This window comes from Arthrobacter sp. SAFR-023, assembly GCF_051965295.1.
GTDB lineage: Bacteria > Actinomycetota > Actinomycetes > Actinomycetales > Micrococcaceae > Arthrobacter.
This window is the reverse complement of record NZ_JBQCMF010000011.1, coordinates 71,857-94,177: the sequence shown is the minus strand read 5'-3', so window position 1 is coordinate 94,177 and position 22,321 is coordinate 71,857. Positions and strand designations below refer to the sequence as shown.

At 66.5% G+C, this 22,321-nt stretch carries 23 protein-coding genes; 16 read left to right on the top strand and 7 right to left on the bottom strand.

Annotated features, from left to right (window positions below; genetic code table 11):
- Positions 1 to 19: 19 nt before the first annotated feature.
- A complete protein-coding gene (locus ACTHQX_RS13260) occupies positions 20 to 1,045 on the bottom strand; it encodes a LacI family DNA-binding transcriptional regulator (protein WP_236805019.1) in 1,026 nt (341 codons plus the stop codon).
- A 178-nt stretch (positions 1,046 to 1,223) separates the two neighbouring features.
- On the opposite strand from ACTHQX_RS13260, the gene ACTHQX_RS13255 reads away from it, so the two are divergent.
- The 8 genes from ACTHQX_RS13255 (at position 1,224) to ACTHQX_RS13220 (ending at position 9,893) form a co-directional block, all read left to right on the top strand.
- Positions 1,224 to 1,589: an L-rhamnose mutarotase gene (locus ACTHQX_RS13255; protein WP_440157737.1), complete on the top strand. Its 366-nt coding sequence runs from the start codon at positions 1,224 to 1,226 to the stop codon at positions 1,587 to 1,589.
- 61 nt (positions 1,590 to 1,650) lie between these two features.
- Positions 1,651 to 2,817: an L-rhamnose isomerase gene (rhaI, locus tag ACTHQX_RS13250; protein ID WP_236805017.1), complete on the top strand. Its 1,167-nt coding sequence runs from the start codon at positions 1,651 to 1,653 to the stop codon at positions 2,815 to 2,817.
- 11 nt (positions 2,818 to 2,828) lie between these two features.
- Positions 2,829 to 4,874, top strand: coding sequence for a bifunctional aldolase/short-chain dehydrogenase (locus ACTHQX_RS13245; RefSeq protein WP_440157738.1), 2,046 nt, complete (start codon positions 2,829 to 2,831; stop codon positions 4,872 to 4,874).
- A complete protein-coding gene (locus ACTHQX_RS13240) occupies positions 4,871 to 6,394 on the top strand; it encodes a rhamnulokinase (RefSeq protein ID WP_440157739.1) in 1,524 nt (507 codons plus the stop codon). Before ACTHQX_RS13245 ends, ACTHQX_RS13240 begins: the two co-directional genes overlap by 4 nt.
- Positions 6,395 to 6,484: 90 nt before the next feature.
- Positions 6,485 to 7,789: an MFS transporter gene (locus ACTHQX_RS13235; protein ID WP_236805015.1), complete on the top strand. Its 1,305-nt coding sequence runs from the start codon at positions 6,485 to 6,487 to the stop codon at positions 7,787 to 7,789.
- A 338-nt stretch (positions 7,790 to 8,127) separates the two neighbouring features.
- Positions 8,128 to 9,264 carry a 3-deoxy-7-phosphoheptulonate synthase gene (locus tag ACTHQX_RS13230; RefSeq protein ID WP_440157740.1) on the top strand — a complete coding sequence of 379 codons (1,137 nt, stop codon included), beginning with the start codon at positions 8,128 to 8,130 and terminating at the stop codon, positions 9,262 to 9,264.
- Between the two features lie 98 nt (positions 9,265 to 9,362).
- Positions 9,363 to 9,575: a helix-turn-helix domain-containing protein gene (locus ACTHQX_RS13225; protein WP_003797758.1), complete on the top strand. Its 213-nt coding sequence runs from the start codon at positions 9,363 to 9,365 to the stop codon at positions 9,573 to 9,575.
- Positions 9,576 to 9,794: 219 nt separating this feature from the next.
- On the top strand, positions 9,795 to 9,893 hold the full coding sequence (locus ACTHQX_RS13220) for a 30S ribosomal protein bS22 (protein WP_003792170.1): 99 nt from the start codon (positions 9,795 to 9,797) through the stop codon (positions 9,891 to 9,893).
- Positions 9,894 to 10,064: 171 nt separating this feature from the next.
- On the opposite strand, the gene ACTHQX_RS13215 is transcribed toward ACTHQX_RS13220, so the two are convergent.
- On the bottom strand, positions 10,065 to 10,883 hold the full coding sequence (locus ACTHQX_RS13215) for an HAD family hydrolase (protein ID WP_440157741.1): 819 nt from the start codon (positions 10,881 to 10,883) through the stop codon (positions 10,065 to 10,067).
- A gap of 83 nt (positions 10,884 to 10,966) precedes the next feature.
- Between ACTHQX_RS13215 and ACTHQX_RS13210 the strand changes: the two genes are divergently transcribed.
- Positions 10,967 to 11,224 (top strand): glutaredoxin family protein, encoded by a 258-nt coding sequence (locus ACTHQX_RS13210; protein ID WP_236805012.1) that lies wholly within the window; start codon positions 10,967 to 10,969, stop codon positions 11,222 to 11,224.
- Between the two features lie 86 nt (positions 11,225 to 11,310).
- Entirely contained in the window at positions 11,311 to 12,024 is a 714-nt protein-coding gene (locus tag ACTHQX_RS13205) for a redox-sensing transcriptional repressor Rex (protein WP_236805011.1), read from the top strand.
- A gap of 97 nt (positions 12,025 to 12,121) precedes the next feature.
- Here ACTHQX_RS13205 and ACTHQX_RS13200 read toward each other — a convergent pair whose 3' ends face one another.
- Positions 12,122 to 12,964 (bottom strand): hypothetical protein, encoded by an 843-nt coding sequence (locus ACTHQX_RS13200; protein ID WP_440157742.1) that lies wholly within the window; start codon positions 12,962 to 12,964, stop codon positions 12,122 to 12,124.
- A gap of 383 nt (positions 12,965 to 13,347) precedes the next feature.
- Positions 13,348 to 13,896: a YceI family protein gene (locus ACTHQX_RS13195; protein WP_440157743.1), complete on the bottom strand. Its 549-nt coding sequence runs from the start codon at positions 13,894 to 13,896 to the stop codon at positions 13,348 to 13,350.
- 197 nt (positions 13,897 to 14,093) lie between these two features.
- Between ACTHQX_RS13195 and ACTHQX_RS13190 the strand changes: the two genes are divergently transcribed.
- The 5 genes from ACTHQX_RS13190 to ccsB are packed head-to-tail and all read left to right on the top strand — an operon-like array spanning position 14,094 to position 18,987.
- Positions 14,094 to 14,759: a histidine phosphatase family protein gene (locus tag ACTHQX_RS13190; RefSeq protein WP_440157744.1), complete on the top strand. Its 666-nt coding sequence runs from the start codon at positions 14,094 to 14,096 to the stop codon at positions 14,757 to 14,759.
- A 3-nt stretch (positions 14,760 to 14,762) separates the two neighbouring features.
- Complete coding sequence (locus tag ACTHQX_RS13185) at positions 14,763 to 15,374, top strand: TlpA family protein disulfide reductase (RefSeq protein WP_440157745.1); 612 nt, start codon at positions 14,763 to 14,765, stop codon at positions 15,372 to 15,374.
- A gap of 6 nt (positions 15,375 to 15,380) precedes the next feature.
- On the top strand, positions 15,381 to 16,136 hold the full coding sequence (locus ACTHQX_RS13180) for a cytochrome c biogenesis CcdA family protein (protein ID WP_236805006.1): 756 nt from the start codon (positions 15,381 to 15,383) through the stop codon (positions 16,134 to 16,136).
- Positions 16,136 to 17,878, top strand: coding sequence for a cytochrome c biogenesis protein ResB (resB, locus tag ACTHQX_RS13175; RefSeq protein ID WP_440157746.1), 1,743 nt, complete (start codon positions 16,136 to 16,138; stop codon positions 17,876 to 17,878). Before ACTHQX_RS13180 ends, resB begins: the two co-directional genes overlap by 1 nt.
- Positions 17,878 to 18,987 (top strand): c-type cytochrome biogenesis protein CcsB, encoded by a 1,110-nt coding sequence (gene ccsB / locus ACTHQX_RS13170; protein ID WP_236805004.1) that lies wholly within the window; start codon positions 17,878 to 17,880, stop codon positions 18,985 to 18,987. The genes resB and ccsB overlap by 1 nt, the downstream gene beginning before the upstream one ends.
- A gap of 129 nt (positions 18,988 to 19,116) precedes the next feature.
- On the opposite strand, the gene ACTHQX_RS13165 is transcribed toward ccsB, so the two are convergent.
- Entirely contained in the window at positions 19,117 to 20,142 is a 1,026-nt protein-coding gene (locus ACTHQX_RS13165) for a DUF808 domain-containing protein (protein WP_440157747.1), read from the bottom strand.
- Positions 20,143 to 20,293: 151 nt separating this feature from the next.
- Positions 20,294 to 20,812 carry a PLD nuclease N-terminal domain-containing protein gene (locus ACTHQX_RS13160; protein WP_440157748.1) on the bottom strand — a complete coding sequence of 173 codons (519 nt, stop codon included), beginning with the start codon at positions 20,810 to 20,812 and terminating at the stop codon, positions 20,294 to 20,296.
- 198 nt (positions 20,813 to 21,010) lie between these two features.
- Between ACTHQX_RS13160 and ACTHQX_RS13155 the strand changes: the two genes are divergently transcribed.
- A complete protein-coding gene (locus tag ACTHQX_RS13155; protein WP_214852757.1) occupies positions 21,011 to 21,334 on the top strand; it encodes a DUF4229 domain-containing protein in 324 nt (107 codons plus the stop codon).
- A 21-nt stretch (positions 21,335 to 21,355) separates the two neighbouring features.
- Here ACTHQX_RS13155 and ACTHQX_RS13150 read toward each other — a convergent pair whose 3' ends face one another.
- The gene (locus tag ACTHQX_RS13150; protein ID WP_440157749.1) at positions 21,356 to 22,237 is read right to left on the bottom strand and encodes a 1,4-dihydroxy-2-naphthoate polyprenyltransferase; all 882 of its coding nucleotides are present in this window, start codon (positions 22,235 to 22,237) and stop codon (positions 21,356 to 21,358) included.
- Positions 22,238 to 22,321 lie beyond the last annotated feature (84 nt).

Genomic DNA, 22,321 nt, shown 5'->3' with positions numbered 1-22,321 from the left:
GTGCCGAGCGCAGGCCGGCTTAGTGGGGCGCGGCGGCGCCGGCGGTACTTTGCCTGACCACCAGTTCGGGCGTGAACACGACGGCACGGTGCCGCGGGTGCTGGGCGTCCAGTTCCTCCGTCAGGAGCTCGATGGCAGTCCTGCCGATCGCGTCGGTGGGCTGGCGGATGGAGGAAAGCGGCACGACGGCGGACACGGCGAAGTCGATGTCGTCGTAGCCGATCAGGGCCACGTCGTCCGGAATGCTGACGTTGTTCATCATGGTCAGGGACTGCATCACTCCGAGCGCCAGCAGGTCGTTGGCGCAGAAGATGCCGTCCGGCATGTTGGTTGCGCCTCGCTCCATGAGGCTGTTGCCCACCTCCCGTCCGGCGAGAACGGACTGGCCGTCGGAGTCGAGCACCTCCAGTGCTGCGCCGTCCACCTCGGCCACGGCGCGGCGGGCGCCCAGAAGGCGGTCGGATACCTGGCGGATGGACAGTGGGCCGCCCACGAAGGCCAGCTTCCGACGCCCCAGGTCGAGGAGGTGACGGGCGGCGAGGTAGCCGCCGGCGTCGTCATCCACGGAGACGGAGCTGAAGCGGTCCTCATCGGCCAGCCGGTCCACCAGGACCGTGGGAACACCGCGCTGCCGGAGGGCCTCCAGCCGGTCGGCGACGTCGCCCACCGGGGAGATCAGCAGGCCCTGGACCCGCTGTTCCTGGAAGAGGTCGATGTAGTGCGATTCCCGGTTCGCGTCGTGGCCGCTGTCGCCCAGCAGCACGGCGCTGCCGTTAACAGCGGCAGCGTCCTCCGCGGCGCGGACCAGCGACGTGAAGAAGGGGTTGCCAACGTCCAGGACCACGACGCCGATGGTCCGGCTGTGCCCTGCGCGCAGCTGCCGTGCGGCGTCGTTGCGGACGAAGCCGAGCTCGTCGATCGCTTGGAGCACCTTGTCCTTGGTGCGCTTGGAGACGCGGTCCGGATTGTTGAGGACGTTGGAGACCGTCCCCACCGCAACCTGCGCGTGGTTGGCGACGTCCTTGATGCTTGCTGCCCGCGACATTCTGCTGATCCTCCGAAGATCGATTTGCCTGTCCGGGTGAAAACGCTTGACACCCTTCTTCCGTCCAGAGTACTTTGAATCGTAACAATGAAACGATTCAACTTCGGCAAACATTCAAAGCCGAACGAGTTCGCTTCCTCTCCCTTCGCAGCAACCGAAACGTCCACAGGAGTACAACATGAGGGTTTGCTTCCGATCCTCCGTCCAGCCGGAGCTGCTGGGGGAGTACCGCCGGCGCCACGCTGCCGTCTGGCCGGAGATGCTGGCCGTGCTCAAGGACGCGGGCTGGAACAACTATTCGCTGTTTCTTGACGACGACGGGCTGCTGATCGGCTACCTCGAATGCGACGACTTCGACGCGGTCCGGGCCCGGATGGCCCTCACGGACGTCAATGCCCGCTGGCAGGCGGACATGGCCACACTTTTCCGGGACAGCGATGTTCCGCCCGACGTGGGCTTCCGCGTCCTCGACGAGGTGTTCAACCTGGACGGGCAGCTGGCCGCCGCCGGCAGCAGCGCCGACGCCGCCGTCGTCGAACACTAAAGCTTTCAAGCACTAAATCTTCCAAGCACTTTCACTGCCACACACTGACGAAAGACTGATCATGAACAACACAGCATCGGCACTGGGCCGGCTTTCGGAGCTTGCTATTGAGGTTCCGTCGTGGGCTTACGGCAACTCGGGCACCAGATTCAAGGTGTTCGGCACGCCCGGTACCCCGCGCACCGTCCAGGAGAAACTGGCGGACGCCGCCAAGGTCCACGAGCTCACCGGCCTGGCGCCCACTGTTGCGCTGCACATCCCGTGGGACAAGGTGGACGACTACGCGGCCCTGAATGACTACGCGGCCGGCCTGGGCGTGGGGCTGGGCACGATCAACTCCAACACCTTCCAGGATGACGAGTACAAGTTCGGCTCGCTGACGTCCTCGGACGACGCCGTCCGGCGCCGCGCGATCGACCACCACTTTGAGTGCATCGACATCATGCACGCCACCGGCTCCCGGGACCTGAAGATCTGGCTCGCGGATGGCACCAACTACCCGGGCCAGGATGACATGCGCGGCCGCCAGGACAGGCTGGCCGAGTCCCTGCAGGAGATCTATGGACGCTTGGGCGAGGACCAGCGCCTGGTGCTGGAGTACAAGTTCTTCGAGCCGGCTTTCTACCACACGGATGTTCCGGACTGGGGCACCTCCTACGCGCAGACTCTGGCGCTGGGTGAGAAGGCCTTTGTCTGTTTGGACACCGGCCACCACGCCCCCGGCACCAACATCGAGTTCATCGTCATGCAGCTGCTGCGCCTGGGCAAGCTGGGCTCGTTCGACTTCAACTCCCGCTTCTACGCGGACGATGACCTGATCGTGGGTGCCGCGGACCCGTTCCAGCTGTTCCGCATCATGCACGAGGTGATCCGCGGCGGCGGCTTCGGCAAAGAGTCCGGCGTTGCGCTCATGCTGGACCAGTGCCACAACCTGGAGGAGAAGATCCCGGGCCAGATCCGCTCAGTCCTGAATGTGCAGGAGATGACCGCACGCGCCCTGCTGGTGGACACGGCCGCGCTGGCCGAGGCTCAGCGTGCCGGGGATGTGCTGGCCGCAAATGCGGTGTTCAACGACGCTTTCTACACCGACGTCCGGCCGCTCCTGGCCGAGTGGCGTGAAGCCCGCGGCCTGCCCGCGGACCCGCTGGCGGCGTACAAGGCCAGCGGCTACCAGAAGAAGATCAACGAGGACCGCGTGGGCGGCCAGCAATCCGGATGGGGCGCGTAAGGGGCATGAACATGCAGAACACAACAAACAAGACTGTTGAAGACCTGATCGCCCGTTCCAACCGCCTTGGCGCGGACAAGCGGAACACGAACTTCGCCGGCGGCAACACCTCCGCGAAGGGCGCCGAAAAGGACCCGGTCACTGACGAGGACGTCCAGCTTCTGTGGGTGAAGGGCTCCGGCGGTGACCTCGGCACGTTGAAACCGGGGAACCTTGCGGTGCTGCGGCTGGACCGGCTGCAGGCGCTGAAGAACGTCTACCCGGGCGTGGAGCGTGAGGACGAGATGGTGGCCGCGTTCGATTACTGCCTGCACGGCAAGGGCGGCGCCGCCCCGTCGATCGACACCGCCATGCACGGCCTCGTGGACGCCGCCCACGTGGACCACCTGCACCCCGACTCGGGCATCGCCGTCGCCACGGCCGCCGACGGTGAAGCATTGACCGCCAAGATCTTCGGCGACAAGGTGGTCTGGGTGCCGTGGCGCCGGCCAGGGTTCCAGCTGGGCCTGGACATCGCTGCGATCAAGGACGCCAACCCGCAGGCCATCGGCACCATCCTGGGCGGGCACGGCATCACCGCCTGGGGCGAGACCAGCGAGGAAGCCGAAGCCAACTCGCTCTGGATCATCGAACAGGCCGAGCAGTACATCGCCGCCAACGGCAAGGCCGAGCCCTTCGGCCCGAAGCTGCCCGGCTACGCCCCGCTGCCCGAGGCTGAGCGGCGCGCCAAAGCTGCCGCGCTGGCCCCGGTGATCCGCGGCCTGGCCTCGGCGGACAAGCCGCAGGTGGGCCACTTCAGCGACGAGGCCGCGGTGCTTGAGTTCCTTGAAGCCGCCGAGCACCCCCGCCTGGGCGCGCTGGGTACCTCCTGCCCGGACCACTTCCTGCGCACCAAGGTCAAGCCGCTCGTCCTGGACCTGCCCGCGGACGCCTCCATCGAGGACTCCGTGGCCCGGCTGAAGGAACTGCACGCCGCCTACCGCGAGGACTACCAGGCGTACTACGACCGCCACGCGGATGCGAACAGCCCAGCGTTGCGCGGCGCAGACCCCGCCATCGTCCTGGTCCCCGGGGTGGGCATGTTCTCCTTCGGCAAGGACAAACAGACCGCCCGGGTGGCCGGGGAGTTCTACCTGAACGCGATCAACGTGATGCGCGGCGCCGAAGCGATCTCCACCTACGCCCCGATCGATGAGGCCGAGAAGTTCCGCATCGAGTACTGGGCCCTGGAGGAAGCCAAGCTGGCCCGGATGCCCAAGCCCAAGTCCCATGCCACCCGCATCGCCCTGGTGACCGGGGCGGCGTCGGGCATCGGCAAGGCCATCGCCACCCGCCTCGCCGCGGAGGGCGCCTGCGTGGTCATCGCGGACCTGAACCTCGAGAACGCCCAGGCCGTCGCCGCCGAACTCGGCGGCCCGGACGTCGCCGTCGGCGTCCAGGCCGACGTGACCAACGAGGCCCAGGTGGCCGCCGCGATCGACGAGGCCGTGCTGGCCTTCGGCGGCGTGGACCTGGTGGTCAACAACGCCGGCCTGTCCATCTCCAAGCCGCTGCTGGAAACCACCGAGAAGGACTGGGACCTCCAGCACAACGTCATGGCCAAGGGCTCCTTCCTCGTGGCCAAAGCCGCCGCGAAGGTCATGATCGACCAGGGCCTGGGCGGGGACATCATCTACATCTCCTCCAAGAACTCCGTGTTCGCCGGCCCGAACAACATCGCCTACTCCGCCACCAAGGCCGACCAGGCCCACCAGGTCCGCCTGCTCGCCGCGGAACTGGGCGAGTACGGCATCCGCGTCAACGGCATCAACCCCGACGGCGTGGTCCGCGGCTCCGGGATCTTCGCCGGCGGCTGGGGCGCCAAGCGCGCCGCCGTCTACGGCGTGGACGAGGAGAAACTGGGCGAGTACTACGCCCAGCGCACCCTGCTCAAGCGCGAGGTCCTGCCCGAACACGTCGCCAACGCCGCGGCCGTGCTCACCAGCAACGAACTTTCGCACACCACCGGCCTCCACATCCCTGTCGACGCCGGCGTCGCGGCAGCGTTCCTGCGGTGAACACCGTACCTGCATCCCCTGTAGGGGGAGATGTCGACGGCGGCCTGTTCGCCGGCAGTGTGTTCGCCGCTGTCGATATTGGCGCCTCCTCGGGACGCGTCATCCTGGGACGCATCAGCACTGGAGGAGAGGCCGACGGCGGCCGGCGGGCGGCGCTCGACGTCGTGCACCGTTTCCCCAACGGTGTGGTGGAGTCCGACGGCGGCCTGCGCTGGGACTTCGACGCCCTCTTCGCCGAGGTGCTCACCGGCCTCGCTGCCGCGGCCCGCATTGCGGGCGAGCGTGGGGAAACCATCATCAGCATCGGCATCGACACCTGGGCGGTGGACTACGGCCTGGTCAATAAGGCCGGCGAACTCACCGCACAGCCCTACAGCTACCGGGACGAGCGCAGCCGCGCCGCCGTCGCCCGCGTGCACCAGAAGCTGGACCCGGCACGGCTCTACGCCACCACGGGGCTGCAGTTCCTGCAGTTCAACACGCTCTACCAGCTCGCCACCGAACCGGATTTGGGCGGGCTGCAGGCCCTGCTGATCCCGGACCTGATCGCGTTCCTGCTCACCGGGGTCCGCCGCGCCGAGGCCACCAACGCCTCCACCACAGGGCTGTTCGATGCCGTCGCGGGGGAGTGGGCCAGCGAGCTGTTCGGACCCCTGGGCCTGCCCCAGGATCTGTTCCCGCCGCTGATCCAGCCCGGCGAAACCCTCGGCACCCTGCTGCCCGGAATCGCCGAGCGGACCGGGCTGCCTGAGGCAACGAAGGTGGTGGCCGTCGGCTCGCACGACACCGCCTCGGCCGTCGCCGCCGTCCCCGCGACAGCGGACAGCAACGAGGAAAACTTCGCGTACATCTCCTCCGGCACCTGGTCCCTCGTCGGGCTAGAGCTGCAGCACCCGGTGCTGACCGAAGCCAGCCGGGCGGCGAACTTCACCAACGAGCGCGGCGTGGACGGCACCACCCGGTACCTGCGCAACGTCGGCGGCCTCTGGCTGCTCAGCGAATGCCAGCGCACCTGGGCCGGCGCCGGTTACCGGCCGGCGATCGGGGACCTCCTCGACGCAGCCGCGGCCCTGCCGCCCGGCGGGCCACGGATCAACCCCGACGACCCCGCCTTCATCGCCCCGGACAACATGCCGGACCGCATCCGCGCAGCAGTCCGCAACACCGGCGCCGTCCTTCCCGACGAGCCTGCAGCAATTGTCCGCTGCATCCTGGACAGCCTGGCCGCCGGCTACGCACGCACCATCGCCGACGCCGAACGCCTCGCCGGTGTTGCCGTCGACGTGGTGCACATCGTCGGCGGCGGCTCGCAGAACACGCTGCTGTGCCAGCTCACGGCCCAAGCCACCGGCAAACCGGTCATCGCCGGCCCGGTCGAGGCCACGGCCCTCGGCAACGTGCTTATCCAGGCCCGCGCCGCAGGTGCGGCCGCCGGCGGGTTGCCGCAACTCCGCAAAATAGTCGGTGCCGGAACGGCCCTGCGCCGCTACCAACCCCTGACACTCGATGCGGCGATCTGACGTCGTCGCGCCATTCTTGAAACGTATCAAAACAGGGCACGCCCAACGCGGCTGCCCGGCGCCAACGGCGTCGCCAGAGAAAGATCCAGAATGACCAAAACCCCAGAGATCGGCGGCTGGAAGGCCACTGTCGCTGTGTCCATGTCCAACTACATCGAAGCCGGATCCATCATCGCCCTGGCCACGAGCCTGACGCTGTGGCAGGAATATTTCGGGTTCAGCAACCTCGTCGTCGGCCTTATTGCCGCCCTCAGCGCCAACGCCTTCGGTGCCGCAGTCGGGGCGATGGTCGGCGGCCCGCTGGGCGACCGCTACGGCCGCAAGTTCATCTATACCTACGACCTCATCCTCTACATGATCGGCACGGCCCTGGTGATTTTTGCCGTGGCACCGTGGATGCTCGTCGTCGGCGTGATCCTCACAGGGATCGCCGTCGGAGCCGGAGTGCCCGTTGCCTGGACCTATATCGCGGAAGAGGCGCCCTCCGAACAGCGGGCCCGGCACGTGGGCACCGCGCAGTTTGCGTGGTCGCTCGCTCCGGCCCTGGTCTTCCTCCTTGCCACCGTCGTCGTTCCGCTGGGGCTGCTGGGAAGCCGCCTGGTCTTCGCCCACCTGTTCGTCATCGCCTTCATCACCTGGTGGATCCGCCGCCGGCTGTCCGAGTCCCACACCTGGAAGAAGTCGAACGAAGCGCGCCTGCTGGAGGAAGCCTCCGGCATTAAGCGGCGAAACTACCGCGAGCTGCTGACCAACGCCACCAACCTGAAGGCCATCCTTTTCCTCGTGGGCGTCTACGCCCTCTGGAACCTGGTTGCCGGGCAGATGGGCATCTTCATGCCGCGGGTCTACGAGTCGTCCGGGGTCGAATCGTCCGCTGAGCAGAACCTGCTGCAGGTGCTGCTGTGGACGCTTACCGTCGCGGCCACGTACTTCGGCTTCATGAAGTACGGCGACCGCGTCGACCGCCGCCTGCTGTACGGGATCGGCGCCGTGCTGGGCCTTGCCGCCTGGGTCCTGCTGGTCTTTGTCCACGTCACAACGCCGGTACTGATTCTCTTCGCGGCGCTGTGGGGCATCTCGGCCGGCATCGGCGCGCAGGCCTTCTATGCGCTGTGGGCGGCAGAGATGTTCGCGACGCGCTACCGGGCCAGCGCGCAGGGTGTCCTCTTTTTCGTGGCCCGGATCGTTGTGGGCCTGCTGAGCTACTGGTTCCCGACGCTGCTCGCCGAGCGCGGCGTGCCCTTTGTCGGCGCCATCATGATTGGGGCCTTGGTGGCGGCCCTGCTCATCGGGGTCATCTGGGCTCCGGACACCCGCGGCAAGAGCCTTGAGCAGATCGAGGAGGAACGCTACGGAGAGCCCGCCAAGCAGCGGGTGGAACAAACCACAGCGTAAACACGGTCAGTCCAGCGCGAACGTACACTTGTGGCTCCTGGGAAACGCTTCCTAGGGGCCACAACTGTACGTCCGCGCTCCTCGCCGGTCTGCGGTGCTGCATGGTCCGAATGTGACGCAGTTGATTTGGTGATCCGTCAGTGCGGGCTTATGGTCGTTTCCATGACTAACCGTTGGTATGCGTATTTTTCGTTGGCTCTGGAGGGGCCCGCGTCTAACTGACACGCATCCAACTTTCCTTCAGAGCCAACAGGGCAGAGATCATTCTCTGCCCTTCGCCATTTCTACGGCGGGTTCTGATCAGGGGCCCGCTCCCACCCGGAACAGGACCCCCGAAAATGAGCGCAACAGCCACCGAAACCCAGCAGCCGTCGTCGAAACGCCAGTCCACGTCGAACCTGAGGGTCAGCGAGTTCACCGCCCTGCCCACGCCCCAGGAGATGATCGCGGAACTGCCGCTGGACGCGAAGGCGGCCGACGTCGTCGAACGCGGCCGGGATGAAGTCCGGGCCATCATGGACGGCGTTGACGACCGCCTGCTGGTGATCGTGGGCCCCTGCTCCATCCACGACCCCAAGGCCGGCCTGGAATACGCCCGCCGGCTGGTGAGCCAGGCCGAGAAGCACCGGGAAGACCTGCTGATCGTCATGCGGACCTACTTCGAGAAGCCCCGCACCACCGTGGGGTGGAAGGGCCTGATCAACGATCCCCGGCTGGACGGCAGCCACGACATGGTCACCGGCCTGCGAGCGGCCCGCAGCTTCTTGCAGCAGGTCACCGCCCTGGAACTCCCCACCGCCACCGAGTTCCTCGAGCCCATCAGCCCGCAGTACATGGCCGACCTCATCTCCTGGGGCGCTATTGGTGCGCGGACCACGGAAAGCCAGATCCACCGGCAGCTCGCTTCCGGCCTCTCCATGCCTATCGGGTTCAAGAACGGGACCGACGGCGACCTCCAGGTCGCGGTGGACGCGTGCAGCGCCGCGGCCGCAGCCCAGGCTTTCCTCGGGATCGACGGCGACGGCCGGGCCGCGCTGGTGTCCACCGCGGGCAACCCCGACACCCACGTGATCCTCCGCGGCGGCCGCAAGGGGCCCAACTACTCCGCCGCCGACGTCGAAGCGGCCTCCGCCAAGCTCGCCGCCAAGAACCTCAATCCGCGGCTGATTGTGGACGCCAGCCACGCCAACAGCGGCAAGAGCCACCACCGCCAGGCCGAGGTGGCGCTCGAGATCGGCGCCCAGCTGGAGGACGCTGGAACGGCTGCCGGGGCCATTGCCGGCGTCATGCTGGAGAGCTTCCTGGTGGGCGGCGCGCAGAACCTCGACGTGGCCGATCACGCCGCCGGCCGCTCGGACCTGGTCTACGGCCAGAGCGTCACGGATGCCTGCATGGAGTGGGATGTGACGGCGTCCGTGCTCGAACAACTGGCGGCATCCTCACGGAAACGCCGGGCTTTCACAATGGCCACGTGAGCATCTAGAGTAACTAGCACACGGTTGTTCGATGGCTCAGCATCGGCGCACACCGCAGATAGACCGGCGTCGTTGCTGAGAGCAAAGGAATATGGGTAATGTCCGCAGAGTCGAACTTCTCGAACGCCAAGTTCTTGACCGTGGCCGAGGTGGCTGAGGTAATGCGTGTCTCCAAAATGACCGTGTACCGCCTTGTCCATTCGGGGGAGATGCCCGCCGTCAGGTTCGGCCGCTCCTACCGCGTCCCGGAGACCGCCGTCGAACAGTACCTCAAGGGTGCTGTCGTGGACGGTCATACGGGCACCGCCTAACCGGACCGACTGACCGCACCGATCCCGTGGTTGCTGCAGCCGCCTTGGGGGCCGCTGCACGCCACGGAGTGTGCTGGTCAGGGGATGCTCCGGATAAGCGGTACCCTGTTAAGGAACGTTTTACGTCATTGTAAGAATCTGTCAGTTGTTCAGTCTGTTGCTCAGTCCACGGACCTTCTCCATCAGACAGGTACTGCATCTAGTTTGTAAGGAACTTTCGTGGGTTCAGTTATTAAGAAGCGTCGCAAGCGTATGGCCAAGAAGAAGCACCGCAAGTTGCTTCGTAAGACCCGCCACCAGCGCCGCAATAAGAAGTAGAGTCCGCTCTACGCTTCAATGCCCGTTCCCTTTCGAGGGTGCGGGCATTTTTGCGTCCGGCGACGTTCCTGGCTGACGACGCGCGTGCCGCCCAGCGACGCGCAAAATGCCTGGCGCAGGGGGAATTCCCGCGTCGTGGGGGAATTTGCGCGTCGCGGGGAAAGAAGCGCGTCAGGCGCGGGGGCCGCGGAAGCGTGTGTAGCCCCGCCACAGGCCGTAGACGGCTCCGCCTGCCGTGGCTGCCTTGAGGCCCAGGGTGGCGGCCCGGCGGCCCGAGCGGAAGTCGTAGACCGGCCAGTTGTGCTCGCGGGAGTGCTTGCGCAGGCGGGCGTCCGGGTTGATCGCCACCGGGTGGCCCACCATCGTCAGCAGCGGGATGTCGTTGTAGGAGTCGCTGTAGGCCCAGCAGCGCTTCAGGTCCAGGCCGTGCGCATCCGCGATGCCCTGTACCGCCACGGCCTTGGCTGCGCCGTGCAGAATGTCCCCGACGAGCCTGCCCGTGTAGAAGCCGTCCTTCGTCTCACCGACCGTGCCGAGGGCGCCGGTGAGCCCCAGCCGCGTGGAAATCACCGTGGCCACCTCGATCGGCGTCGCAGTGACTAGCCATACCTTCCGGCCCACCCGCAGGTGCTGCTCGGCCAGGGCTTTCGCCCCCGGCCAGATCCGGGAGGCGATCATCTCGTCGTAGACTTCCTCGCCCAGCGCCCGGATGTCCTCCTCCGTGATGCCGGCGGCGAGCCTCAGCGCTGAATCCCGCACCGCGTGGACGTCATTGAGGTTCTCGCCCCGGAGTACGAACTTGAGCTGCTTCCACGCCATCCCCGCAGCCTGCGCCAGCGTGAAGGCTCCGCGCTGGTGCATTTTCCTGGCCACGTGGAACAGGCTCGCCCCGCGCATGAGGGTGTTGTCGACGTCGAAGAAGGCTGCCTCGCCGTGTTGCTGCTTTGCAACCGGACGGTGGGCCACAGCGACGTACTTCTCCTCGGGCATGCCACTGAGTCTAGTCAATGCAGTACCCCGCGGCTGACTGCCGCCGCGTCGCTCACCGCCGGGAACGGCGATACGGTTGAAGCATGGCAAACCCCGACGTCGTTCTCCTCACCAAAGCTGACTGCCACCTGTGCGCAGCGGCGCGCGACGCCGTCGGGCGGGTGACTGCCCGGCTGGGACTTTCGTGGTCGGAGCGGCAGTTGGACTCCGACGACGAACTGCGCGACCGCTATGCCGAGGAGATTCCGGTGGTGCTGGTTGACGGGATCCAGCGCGACTTCTGGAAGATCGACGAGGCCCGCCTGGAGCGTGTCCTGCGCCGCGCCATCGCAGGGGATTAGCCGATTTCGAACAATGGCGCTTGCTTTGTTGACTTAACTGATGGGGATCTAGAGTGGACTCACAACGCGACGCAACGGAGCAGATAGTGACTTCGCTCGATTCACCACCCCAGGCCGTGCCCGGGCCGGCCGGCCCAACTGCGCCCACGGGGGCTGCCGGTAAGCAGATTCCGCCGGCAGCCGTGGCCCGGCTGACGATCTACCTGCGCGCCCTGAACTCCCTGCTGGCCGAAGGCACCGAGCGGGTCTCCTCCGAATCGCTGGCTGAGCTTTCCGGGGTGAGCTCCTCAACGCTCCGCAAGGACCTGTCTCACGTGGGCTCCTACGGCACCCGCGGCGTGGGTTACGAGGTGCAGTACCTGAGCCGCCACATCGCCGCCGCACTGGGCCTGACGCATGACTGGAAGGTCGCGATTGTCGGTGCCGGCAACCTGGGCAAGGCGCTGGCTCGCTACGGCGGCTTCGAATCCAGGGGCTTCGACGTGGTTGCCATCTTCGACGCCGACCAGATGGTGGTGGGCAACGAGGTGGGCTGGCTGCGGGTCAGTGACGTTGCGGACCTGGAAGCGGTCCTGGAGCGGACCGGCACCAACATGGTGGTGCTGGCGCTGCCTGCCGCAGTGGCCCAGAGTATCTGTGACCGGGTGGTGGGCGCCGGCGTGCGCAGCATCCTCAGTTTTGCTCCCGTGATGCTCCAGGTGCCCGACGGCGTGACGCTGAGGAAGGTGGACATGGCCACCGAGCTGCAGATCCTGGCCTACCATGCGCAACGGGCGCAGACGCCCGGCCAGCCGGAGTAACTCCGGCCTTTCAGGAATCCGCGCCCGTTGGCGGCAAGGAACTTGTTGCTTTGCAGGTGCCTGGCGGCTTGCCCGTAGCTGGCAGTGTGGGCTTTGCCTAGCGGCCGTATGGACCGCCCGGCTGCGAGTAGGGGTTGGCGAACGGCTGTGGCTTCTGGAAGTACGGTGCCGCTCCCGGCAGGTACAGCATGATGATCGCGGCGATGCCGAGGAGGCCCACCAGGGTGTTCAGGCCCGCCGGGAAGAGGGTGAACACGGACAGAGCGGCAAAGACGGTGCCTAGAATGCGGGCCCAGTTCTTGCCCTTCCGGACGTTGAACGCCACCAGCGCGTAGAGGCCGGCGCCGATCAGGGCAAAGACCACCATGGTTCCGATGATGAAGCCCTTGACGTCCTCGAACGCGATATCCTGGCCGCTGCCGCGCAGCTGCTCTTCGAACGTGCTCCGCATGGCCGGGTCATCCAGGGTGGGAATCGTGATCAGGATGGACAGGATCCACAGGACGCCCGCAGCGATGATCATCCAGAAGGAATAATTCACCAGCTTCGGGACGCCGTCGCCGGTGGCTGCCTGGGCCTGTTCCGACGGGTACTGCCCGTAGGGGGACTGGCCGTAAGGGCTCTGGCCGTAGGGCGACTGGCCGGACTGCGGCTGTCCATACTGCGGCGGGTTCTGGCCATACTGGGGCTGTCCGTATTGTGGAGCACCCTGTCCGTACTGGGGCGAATTCTGGCCGTACTGTGGTGCGTTCTGGCCGTACTGTGGTGCGTTCTGGCCGTACTGTGGGGTGCCCTGCTCGCCCTGGCCGTACTGCGGTGCGTTCTGCCCGTACTGGGGCGCGCCCTGACCGTAGCGGGGCTGCCCGCTGCCCGGCTGGGATCCGTCGTTGGGCTCGTTGGAGCCGGGGTCATTGGAGTGGGGGACTGGAGGATTGCTCATGAGCGGTCCTTTGCGTAGTGACGTTCTGAATCGGCTACCGGTTCAGACGCCTGCCCTCCCCAGCATGGTTCACTTCCCACCGTACCCCTCAGCAGGTCCGCGGCGGATCATTCCGGAGAGGTATTCCAAAAGGCGGGCCAACCTGCGGAAACGCTGCCAACAGGGGATTCTCCGCTGTGAATATCGGCGGCGTCGCCGGGAAGCGTTGCCGTCGAGAGTTGGCGGGTGTCGATCAGGGTCGGCCCCGTGCCGCGGCGAGCAGTTCTGCGAGCTGGGGACCCACATCAGCGTCGTGGCCAACGCCGAACGCCCCGCCTGCGGAAAATCCGCGGACGGGGCGTTTCGGGGCCAGTAGCCGTGGCTGCGGGACGGGCCCGGGAGACCTACGCTGCAGGTGCGATGAAGGCCAGTTCCAGGTTGATGGCAACCTTGTCGCTGACCAGGACGCCGCCGGCTTCCAGCACGGCGTTCCAGGTCAGGCCGAAGTCCTTGCGGCTGATGGTGGTCTCGGCGGAAACACCGGCGCGGGTGTTGCCGAAGGGGTCAACGGCAACGCCGTTGAATTCGGTCTCGAGGGAGACGGGGCGGGTGACACCCTTGATGGTCAGGTCGCCCTGGAGCTCGTAGCTGTCGCCGTTGGCAACGAGGCCGTTGGAGACGAAGGAGATCTCCGGGAACTTTTCGACGTCGAAGAAGTCTTCGCCGCGGACATGGGCGTCGCGGTTGGCGTCGCCGGAGTCGAAGCTGGCGGTCTTGATGGTGGCCTCGACCTTGGTGGCCGTTACGTCCTCGGCGAGGTCCAGGGTTGCGGCGGCGTCCTTGAACTGGCCCCGGACCTTGCTGATGCCGGCGTGGCGGACAGTGAAGGCGATCTCACTGTGGGAGTTGTCGAGGGTCCAGGTGCCGCGGGTGAGTTCGGTGGAAAGTGCCATGGTGGTTCTCCTTGTATCAGTGGGTCAATCGGGTGATCATTGAAGCTTTCGTTGAAGCCTCAACTAACTGCTGCATCCAGTATAAACATGCATTTGCATCTTTTATTCCACCGCCGGGGAACTTTTTGAAAAATTTCTGAGTTCTACTTGATGTAGAAGATTTCGTCATTACCCCTGCCTTTGAGAAACTGGTAGACATGCCCCAAGCCACTGTCCATTTGCTCCGCCACGGCGAGGTCCATAACCCCACAGGTGTCCTGTACGGCAGGCTGCCTGAATTTCACCTCTCCGAACTTGGCCGGCAGATGGCGCAGACGCTCGCCGAGCACTTCCGCGAACGCGTTTCCCAGGGCGCCAACATCGTGTACCTGGTGGCGTCGCCGCTCACCCGCGCCCAGGAAACTGCCCAGCCCGCCTCGGAAGCTCTCGGGCTGGACATCCACACCGACGCCCGCATTATCGAGGCGGAAAACTACTTCGAAGGGCTGAAGGTCACCAAGGCCGAGCTGCGCAAACCCAAGCACTGGCCGCACCTGATCAACCCTTTCCGGCCCTCGTGGGGCGAGCCCTACAAGCAGCAGGCAGCCCGCGTGACGGAGGCGGTCCAGGAAGCGCGCGCGAAGGCGGTCGAACTGGGCGGTGACGGTGCCGAGGCCATCCTGGTCTGCCACCAGCTTCCGATCTGGGCCACGCGGCTCAGCGCCGAGGGCAAGCCGCTGTGGCACGATCCGCGGAAACGCGAATGCACGCTGACCTCCCTCACCTCCTTGGTTTTCGGCGACGACGGCGCCCTGCTGCGCGTGGAGTACAGCGAACCCGCCGCCGCCCTTCTTCCCGGTGCCTCGAGCACCCCCGGAGCCTAAGTTATGACTGAAACACCCAAAAGTTCCCGCCGCAGCGTCCTCGCCGCCGGCGGACTGGCCCTCACCGCGATCACGCTGGGCCTGTCTGCCTGCGCCCAGGAGGACGCCCTGGCCAAGCAGGCCAAGGCCGGGGACAACAAGAACTACGTGGCAGGCGACGGTTCGGTGACCGAGTTCGCCGCAGCCGAGCGCAAGTCCGGCATCCAAATCCAGGGCACCCTGTTCAACGGCACGGCCGTTGCCCCCAAGGATTTCCTGGGCAAGGTCACCGTGCTGAACTTCTGGTTCGCCGGCTGCGCGCCCTGCCGGGTGGAAGCGCCATCCCTGCAGGCCCTCCACCAGGAGTTCAAGACCAAGGGCGTCCAGTTCTTCGGTGTGAACCTGCGCGATGAGAAGGCCACAGCCGACGCCTTCGACAAGACCTTCGGCCTCACCTACCCGAGCTTCGATGACAAGGACGGCAGCGTGCTGCTGGCCGTGTCCGGCCTGGTGCCCCCGGGCGCCGTTCCCACAACGCTCGTGGTGGATAAGCAGGGCCGGGTGGCGTCGCGCGTTCTGGGGGAGATCGAGAAGGGCACACTCAAAGCTCTCATCCAGTCCGCCGTGGCAGAGTAACCTCCCGTGAACAGCCCCTTCGCCGAAGCCATCCTGAACGGTTCGCTGCTGCTCGCCATCCCCGTGGCGCTGCTGGCCGGACTCGTGTCCTTCCTCTCGCCGTGCGTGCTCCCGCTGGTGCCCGGATACCTGGGCTACGTCACGGGGCTCACGGGCGTGGACCTGCAGAAGCAGAAGCGCGGCCGCATGCTCGCCGGCATCGGCCTGTTCGTTCTCGGCTTCTCGGTGATTTTCGTGTTGCTCGGCGGCGCGTTCGGGCAGCTGGGCTCGCTGATCTCGGGCGGGCAGAACGCCTGGGTCACCCAGATCCTTGGGGTCCTGGTGATCCTCATGGGCGTGGTGTTCATGGGCGGCTTCTCCTGGTTCCAACGCGACGCCAAGATCCATGCGAAACCGCCTGCAGGCCTCTGGGGCGCGCCGCTGCTGGGAATCACGTTCGGCCTCGGCTGGGCACCCTGCATCGGCCCCACCTACTCCGCGGTCCAACTCCTGAGCCTCTCCGGCGGCTCCTCCGCCGCGAAGGGCGCGTTCCTGGCCTTCGTCTACAGCCTTGGGCTGGGCATCCCGTTCCTTCTGATCGCCCTGGCAGTGCGCCGCGGCGCGGGCGTGATGTCCTTCTTCCGCAAGCACCGGCTGGCCATCCAGCGCACGGGCGGCGGAGTCCTGATTGTTCTGGGCATCCTGATGGCCACGGGTCTGTGGGGAGCCTGGGTCACCGAATTGCAGTACTGGTTCCAAACCGACGTGAAGTTGCCGATCTGATGAGCGAGCGTGTGAAGTCAACCGAGAAATCCCCGGCCGAGGACGCCCCGCAGCCCGGGCCTGCCCATAAAAACGGCGCGCCCAAGGACGCCGTAAAGGCCGCCAAGGCCGGGGCCGCCCTCCCCTCCCTGGGCATCGTGGGCATGCTCCGCTGGGCCTGGACCCAGCTGACCAGCATGCGCACCGCGCTGTTCCTCCTGCTGCTGCTGGCGGTGGCCGCGGTGCCCGGATCGCTGTTCCCGCAGCGGCCTGCCAACCCCTCCGTGGTGACGCAGTACATCAAGGACCACCCCGACTACGGCAAGCTGCTGGATTCGGTGCAGCTGTACGACGTCTACTCCTCGGCCTGGTTCTCGGCCATCTACATCCTGCTGTTCATCTCGCTGATCGGCTGCGTGGTGCCCCGCGCCATCGCCCACTACAAGGCCATGCGTTCGCAGCCGCCGCGCACCCCGAAGCGACTGTCCCGCCTGCCCGAGTACGGCACCCTGGTGGTGCCCGCGGACGCCGGGATCCCGGCCTCGGACGCCATTGACGAGGCAGCGGCGCTGCTGAAGAAACGCGGGTACCGCGTTGAAGTAAGGCACGACGACGGTGCGCGGCCGTCTTTGGGCGCCGAGCGCGGCTTCCTGAAGGAAGTGGGAAACCTGGTCTTCCACACCTCGCTGATCGGCGTGTTGGTGTCCGTGGCCGCCGGCGGACTGTTCGGCTACAGCGGCCAGCGGATCCTCGTGGAGGGCGACACCTTCGTGAACACCCTGGTGGGCTACGACCAGTTCAACCCCGGCACCAACTTCCAAAGCAGCCAGCTCCAGCCCTACTCCATTCAGCTGGACAAGTTCCAGGCCACATTCGACCGCGAATCGCAGGGCAAGTTCGGCCAGCCCATCGACTTCACCGCGGACGTCACCACCAAGGAAAACCCCGGGGCGCCGGCCAAGAAGGAAGTCCTCAAGGTCAACGACCCCGTCACACTCGGCGGCACCAGCATCTACCTGACGGGCAACGGCTACGCCCCAGTGGTCACGGTCCGCGACGGCAAGGGCAACGTGGCCATGCAGGGTCCCGTGGTGGCCAAGCTGCAGGGCGAGAACTACTACTCCTCCGTGGTGATCAAGGTTCCCGACGCGAAGCCCGACCAGCTGGGCTTCGCCGGCTTCTTCCTGCCGACGGCGTTCGTGACCGAGCAGGGCATCTCCTTCAGCGGCGACCCGGACCTCATTAACCCGCAGCTGAGCCTGAACTCGTACTACGGCGACCTCGGCCTGGACAAGGGTGCGCCGCAGAACGTGTTTGAGCTTGACGTCAAGGGCCTCAAGGAGCTCAACAGCCGCAAGGCTGAGGCAGGTGGCATCACGCTCGCACCGGGCAACACCTACACGCTGCCCGAAGGCAAGGGGTCCATCACATTCGACGGTGTGAAGAAGTACGTGGGCCTGGACATCCACCACAACCCCGGGCAGCTTTCGGCACTGATCTTCGCGCTCCTTGCCGTGGCCGGCCTTATCGTCTCGCTCTACGTCAACCGGCGCCGCGTCTGGGTCCGCACCGGCACCCACGAAGACGGCCGGACCATGGTGGAATACGGTCTCCTGGCCCGCGGCGAGGACCACCGGCTGGCCGGCGAAGCCGCAACGCTGCGCAGCCTGCTGTCGCGCCAGTGGAACATCGACCCCGACCCCGAAACAGCACCTTCCAACTCCTCACCAGCCGGCTCGCCTGAGCCGAAGAAGGACCAGTAATGTTTCCCATCAACGAGACCATGGGCCAGTACAGCGAGCTCTTCATGCTGCTGGCGGCCGGCACCTACACCGTCGCCTTCATCGCGTTCGCGTGGGACCTGGCCAGGAGTAGCAAGTCCCTGAAGGCGATTGACCTCAAGGCCGCAGCTGCAGATGCGTCGGCGGCTACGTCCGCCAAGGTTCCGGTGGCGGCGGGCGCGTCCGCAGGAGCAGCCACGCCGCGGGCCGCGGGCAGCGGTGAGGGCCGCCTGTCCGGACCGGCAGACCGTGCCGAGCGGCCGTCGTCGTACGCCTCCTCCGCGGACGGCGCCGCCGGGCAGACCGCCGACGACAGCATGCGCTACGGCGAACGCCGGGCGCCCGCACGCGTTGCCGTGGCCCTGACCGTCCTGGGCGCCGCGATCCACGCCGCAGCCGTGCTGACCCGCGCTGTCGGCGCCGGCCGCGTGCCGTGGGGCAACATGTACGAGTTCCTCACCACCGGCGCGTTCGTGGCTGCCGCCGTGTTCCTCGTGGTGCTGATCCGCCGCGACCTGCGCTTTCTCGGCACGTTCGTGGTGGGCCTGGTGGTCATCATGCTGGTGGCCGCCTCCGTTGCGTTCTGGACGCCCGTCGGCCACCTGGTGCCCGCGCTGCAGAGCTACTGGCTGATCATCCACGTCTCCATCGCCGTGCTGTCCTCGGCGCTGTTCACGCTGACCTTCGCCATGTCCGCGCTGCAGCTGGTGCAGTCGCACCGGCAGAGGACCATTGCGGCCGGCGGCGCCGACAAGCTGGGCTTCATGCGCCTGGTGCCGTCCGCGCTGAGCCTCGAGAACCTGTCCTACCGCATCAACGCGATCGCCTTCATCGGCTGGACCTTCACCCTCATGTTCGGTGCGATCTGGGCAGAGAAGGCCTGGGGCCGGTTCTGGGGCTGGGACACCAAGGAAGTGTGGACCTTCGTGATCTGGGTGGTTTACGCTGGCTACCTGCACGCCCGTGCCACGCGCGGCTGGACGGGGACCCGCGCGGCCTGGCTGTCGATCGTGGGCTACCTGTGCGTGGTCTTCAACTTCACCATCGTGAACCAGTTCTTCAACGGCCTGCACTCATACTCCGGGCTTTAGGCGCTGCCGAACCATCAATACGGGCCGCTTGGCCCTCCGATTCACCAAGAAGGGCCGCTCAGCTTGCTGCTGGGCGGCCCTTCTTGGCGAAACGCTCGAACTGCTGTTTCCCGCCCGTGCGGGTACGAGCTAGGGCGCGGGATCGACGTCGCGTTTCGTTGGCTGAGGTCCGGCGGCTGCGGCGCGGACGTCTCCGTCCCCGTGCCCGCCCTTCTCCTTGCCGAAGGGCAGCACTTTCATCAGCGGGTGCATGACAGCCACGACGACGAGACCCCACGCGATTCCGAGGACGGCCGAGCACAGCGTGTTCACGAGCCAGGCCAGGAAGCCGCCCACCACCGGGATCCCGGCGAAAGGTGTCTCGAGGGCATGGACCAGGTCATACGGCGCGTGCCAGCCGAGGTCGTGTGCCCCCTGCAGCATGATGTGGCCGCCAACCCAAAGCATGGCGATCGTCCCGACGAGGGTTATAGCGCCCAGCACCGCGGGCATCCCCTTGACGAGCAGCTCGCCGAAGCGCTGGGAGCCCGCTGAGTCCTTGGTGGTCAGGTGCAGGCCGACGTCGTCCATTTTGACGATGAGCGCCACCGCACCGTACACGGCGATGGTGATCACAAACGCCACGACCACCAGGATGAGCGCGCGGACCCACAAGGACTCAGTGGCCACCTCGTTCATGGCGATGACCATGATCTCGCAGGACAGAATGAAGTCCGTGGTGATGGCGCCCTTGACGACCTTGGCCTCCGCCCCCGGCCCCCGATCGACCGCCGGCGCGTCTTCCTCCGCTGAGTGGTGGCCGCGGAGCTTGTGCCAAACCTTCTCGGCACCCTCGTAGCAGAGGTACGTGCCGCCCAGCATGAGAATGAACGGAATGATCCCGGGGACGAAGGCGCTGACGAGCAGCAGCGCCGGCAGGATGATCAACAGCTTGTTCCGGAGCGAGCCCCAGAAGATTTTCTTGATCATCGGCAGTTCGCGGGACGGATCCGCCCCGGACACGTACTGCGGGGTGACGGCAGCGTCGTCGATGACCACGCCGGCGGCCTTGGCCCCAGCCTTGGCAGCACCGGCAGCGACGTCGTCCGCCGACGCGGCGGCTATCCGGGCCAATGCGGCGACGTCATCCAGCAGTGCGACCAGACCGCCGCTCACAGGTCGCTCCCGCACGGTTCGACGGCGGACGGCTGGGCGTGGAGGGCTCGACTAAGGCGCGTGATTGGCATGTTCGGAGTATACGTGGCAGGCATGAACAGGCAGGATCCAAGCGCCTGTACCCTCAACATCGTGATGGGCTTCGGGGGTGCTACTTCGCCTCGGGGTTACCTTCGGCGTTGGCCTCGCCGGCGGCGCCCGGCTTGCGTGGACCCGGCTCACCAGCGGCCGGGCCGCCGGCATCCGAACTGCCGCTGGTGGCTCCCGGAGCGGCAGTGCCCGTAGTTCCCGTGCCTGCAGCTCCCGTGCCTGTGCTGCCCGAGCGGTGGGGGCCGCCGTCGGCCTGGGTCTTCCGCGCGGCGTCATCCCTCAGCTTGCGGAGGCGTTCCGCCTCGGCCTGGCGGCGACGCTGCTCGAGGTTCCGCAGGAAGTCGGGGTCGTCGTCGGGGGCGGTGGGGCGGTGCTGGTAGACCGGCTGGGCCACCGCCGATGCGCGGGGGCGGCCGATCAGGAACCACAGCGCCGCGCCGATGAGCGGCAGGAGCGCAACCATGATGATCCAGGTTGTTTTTGAGAACCCGCGCGTGAAACGGCCATCGGTCCGGATAACGTCCACCAGTCCATAGACGTAGATGGCGAGAACGGCGACTGCGATGGCGACACGAGGCATGCAATCAGTCTAGCCGCCGCGTGCCCCGGCGGAGATTACAGTATGCCCACAGTAAGGCGCCAGCAAAACGCCGAACGGCAGTCCCACGTGACATCCGACCTGCGCCGGGCCACGTGCCCGGAGACGGCCGGAGCAAGGGGAACAGGGCGCCCTTGCCACCGGCAGGATACGTTCAGGCAGGACGGCTAAACTTGGATCGTGGCTTTTCTGAAATACTCCCTGATCCGGTTCGCAATCTTCCTGCCCCTGTTTGTGCTGTTCGTCTTCCTGCAGCTGGGGTGGTTTCTTGCCGTCATCTGTGCAGGGCTGATTTCCTTCGCCATCAGCTACCTCTTCTTCCAGAAGCAGCGCGATGCGGCAACGGCGTCCCTGCATGCCCGTTTTTCCGGCCGAGCCAAGCCCATCCGCACCGCCGGCGAAGTAGACGATGCCCAGGCCGAGGACCGCCTCGTCGACACGCACCCGGACGTCACCATCCGCAACGACGCCAAGAACCGCGAACCCCGCGGCGAGGGCGCCTAGCCTCCAGCGACGCGCCCAGGCTTACAGCCCGCTGCTCAGCACGAGTCCCAGCGAGAACAACACGGCGTAGCCGAGGTTGATGAGGCCCGTCTGCTTCAGGACCGGGATGAGGCTCTTGCGCTTCCGCCCGTTGATCATAAGCCAGGCCGGCATCAGGCAGGCCGGGATCAGGAGCAGCACGATCAGCATCCACGGCCGCGTGGGCGCCAGGATCACCACCAGCAGGATGGCCACGGCCAGCATCAGCACGTAGCTCTCGCGCGCGTGCTTGTCGCCCAGCCGCACCGCCAGGGTTTTCTTCCCGGCCTCGATGTCCGACGGGATATCCCGCACGTTGTTGGCCATGAGCAGGGCGCACGCGATGAGTCCCGTGCCGATGGCGCCAATCACTGCAGGCAGGCCGATCTGCCCGGCCTGGGTGTACGTGGTGCCGAGTGTGGCCACGAGGCCGAAGAAGACAAACACGAAAACATCGCCCAGGCCCATGTAGCCGTACGGGTTCTTTCCGCCGGTGTAGCCCCATGCCGCCATCACACAGCCCGCGCCCACCAGCAGCAGCCACCAGGTCTGGGTGATGATGACCAGCACCAGCCCCACGAGCATCGCCAGGCCGAAGGCGCCGAACGCGGCATATTTCACGTGCTGGGGGCGGGCGGCACCGGAACCGACAAGACGCAGCGGCCCCACCCGGTTCTCGTCCGTCCCGCGGATCCCGTCCGAGTAATCGTTCGCGTAGTTGACGCCGATCTGCAGCAGCAGCGCCACGAGGGCCGCCAGAACCGCATTGAGCGGACGGAAGGAAGCCATCTCGTAGGCTGCCGCCGAGCCGATCAGGATAGGGGCGATCGCGGCCGGCAGCGTGCGGAGCCGGGCGCCTTGGATCCATTGTGCGGCTGTTGCCACGGTAAGTACCTCGCGTTGGGTCGGTGATGCGTTCAAAAAAACATGGGCGTGCGCTGGGCACACGGAAGCCGCAGCGGCGCGGCA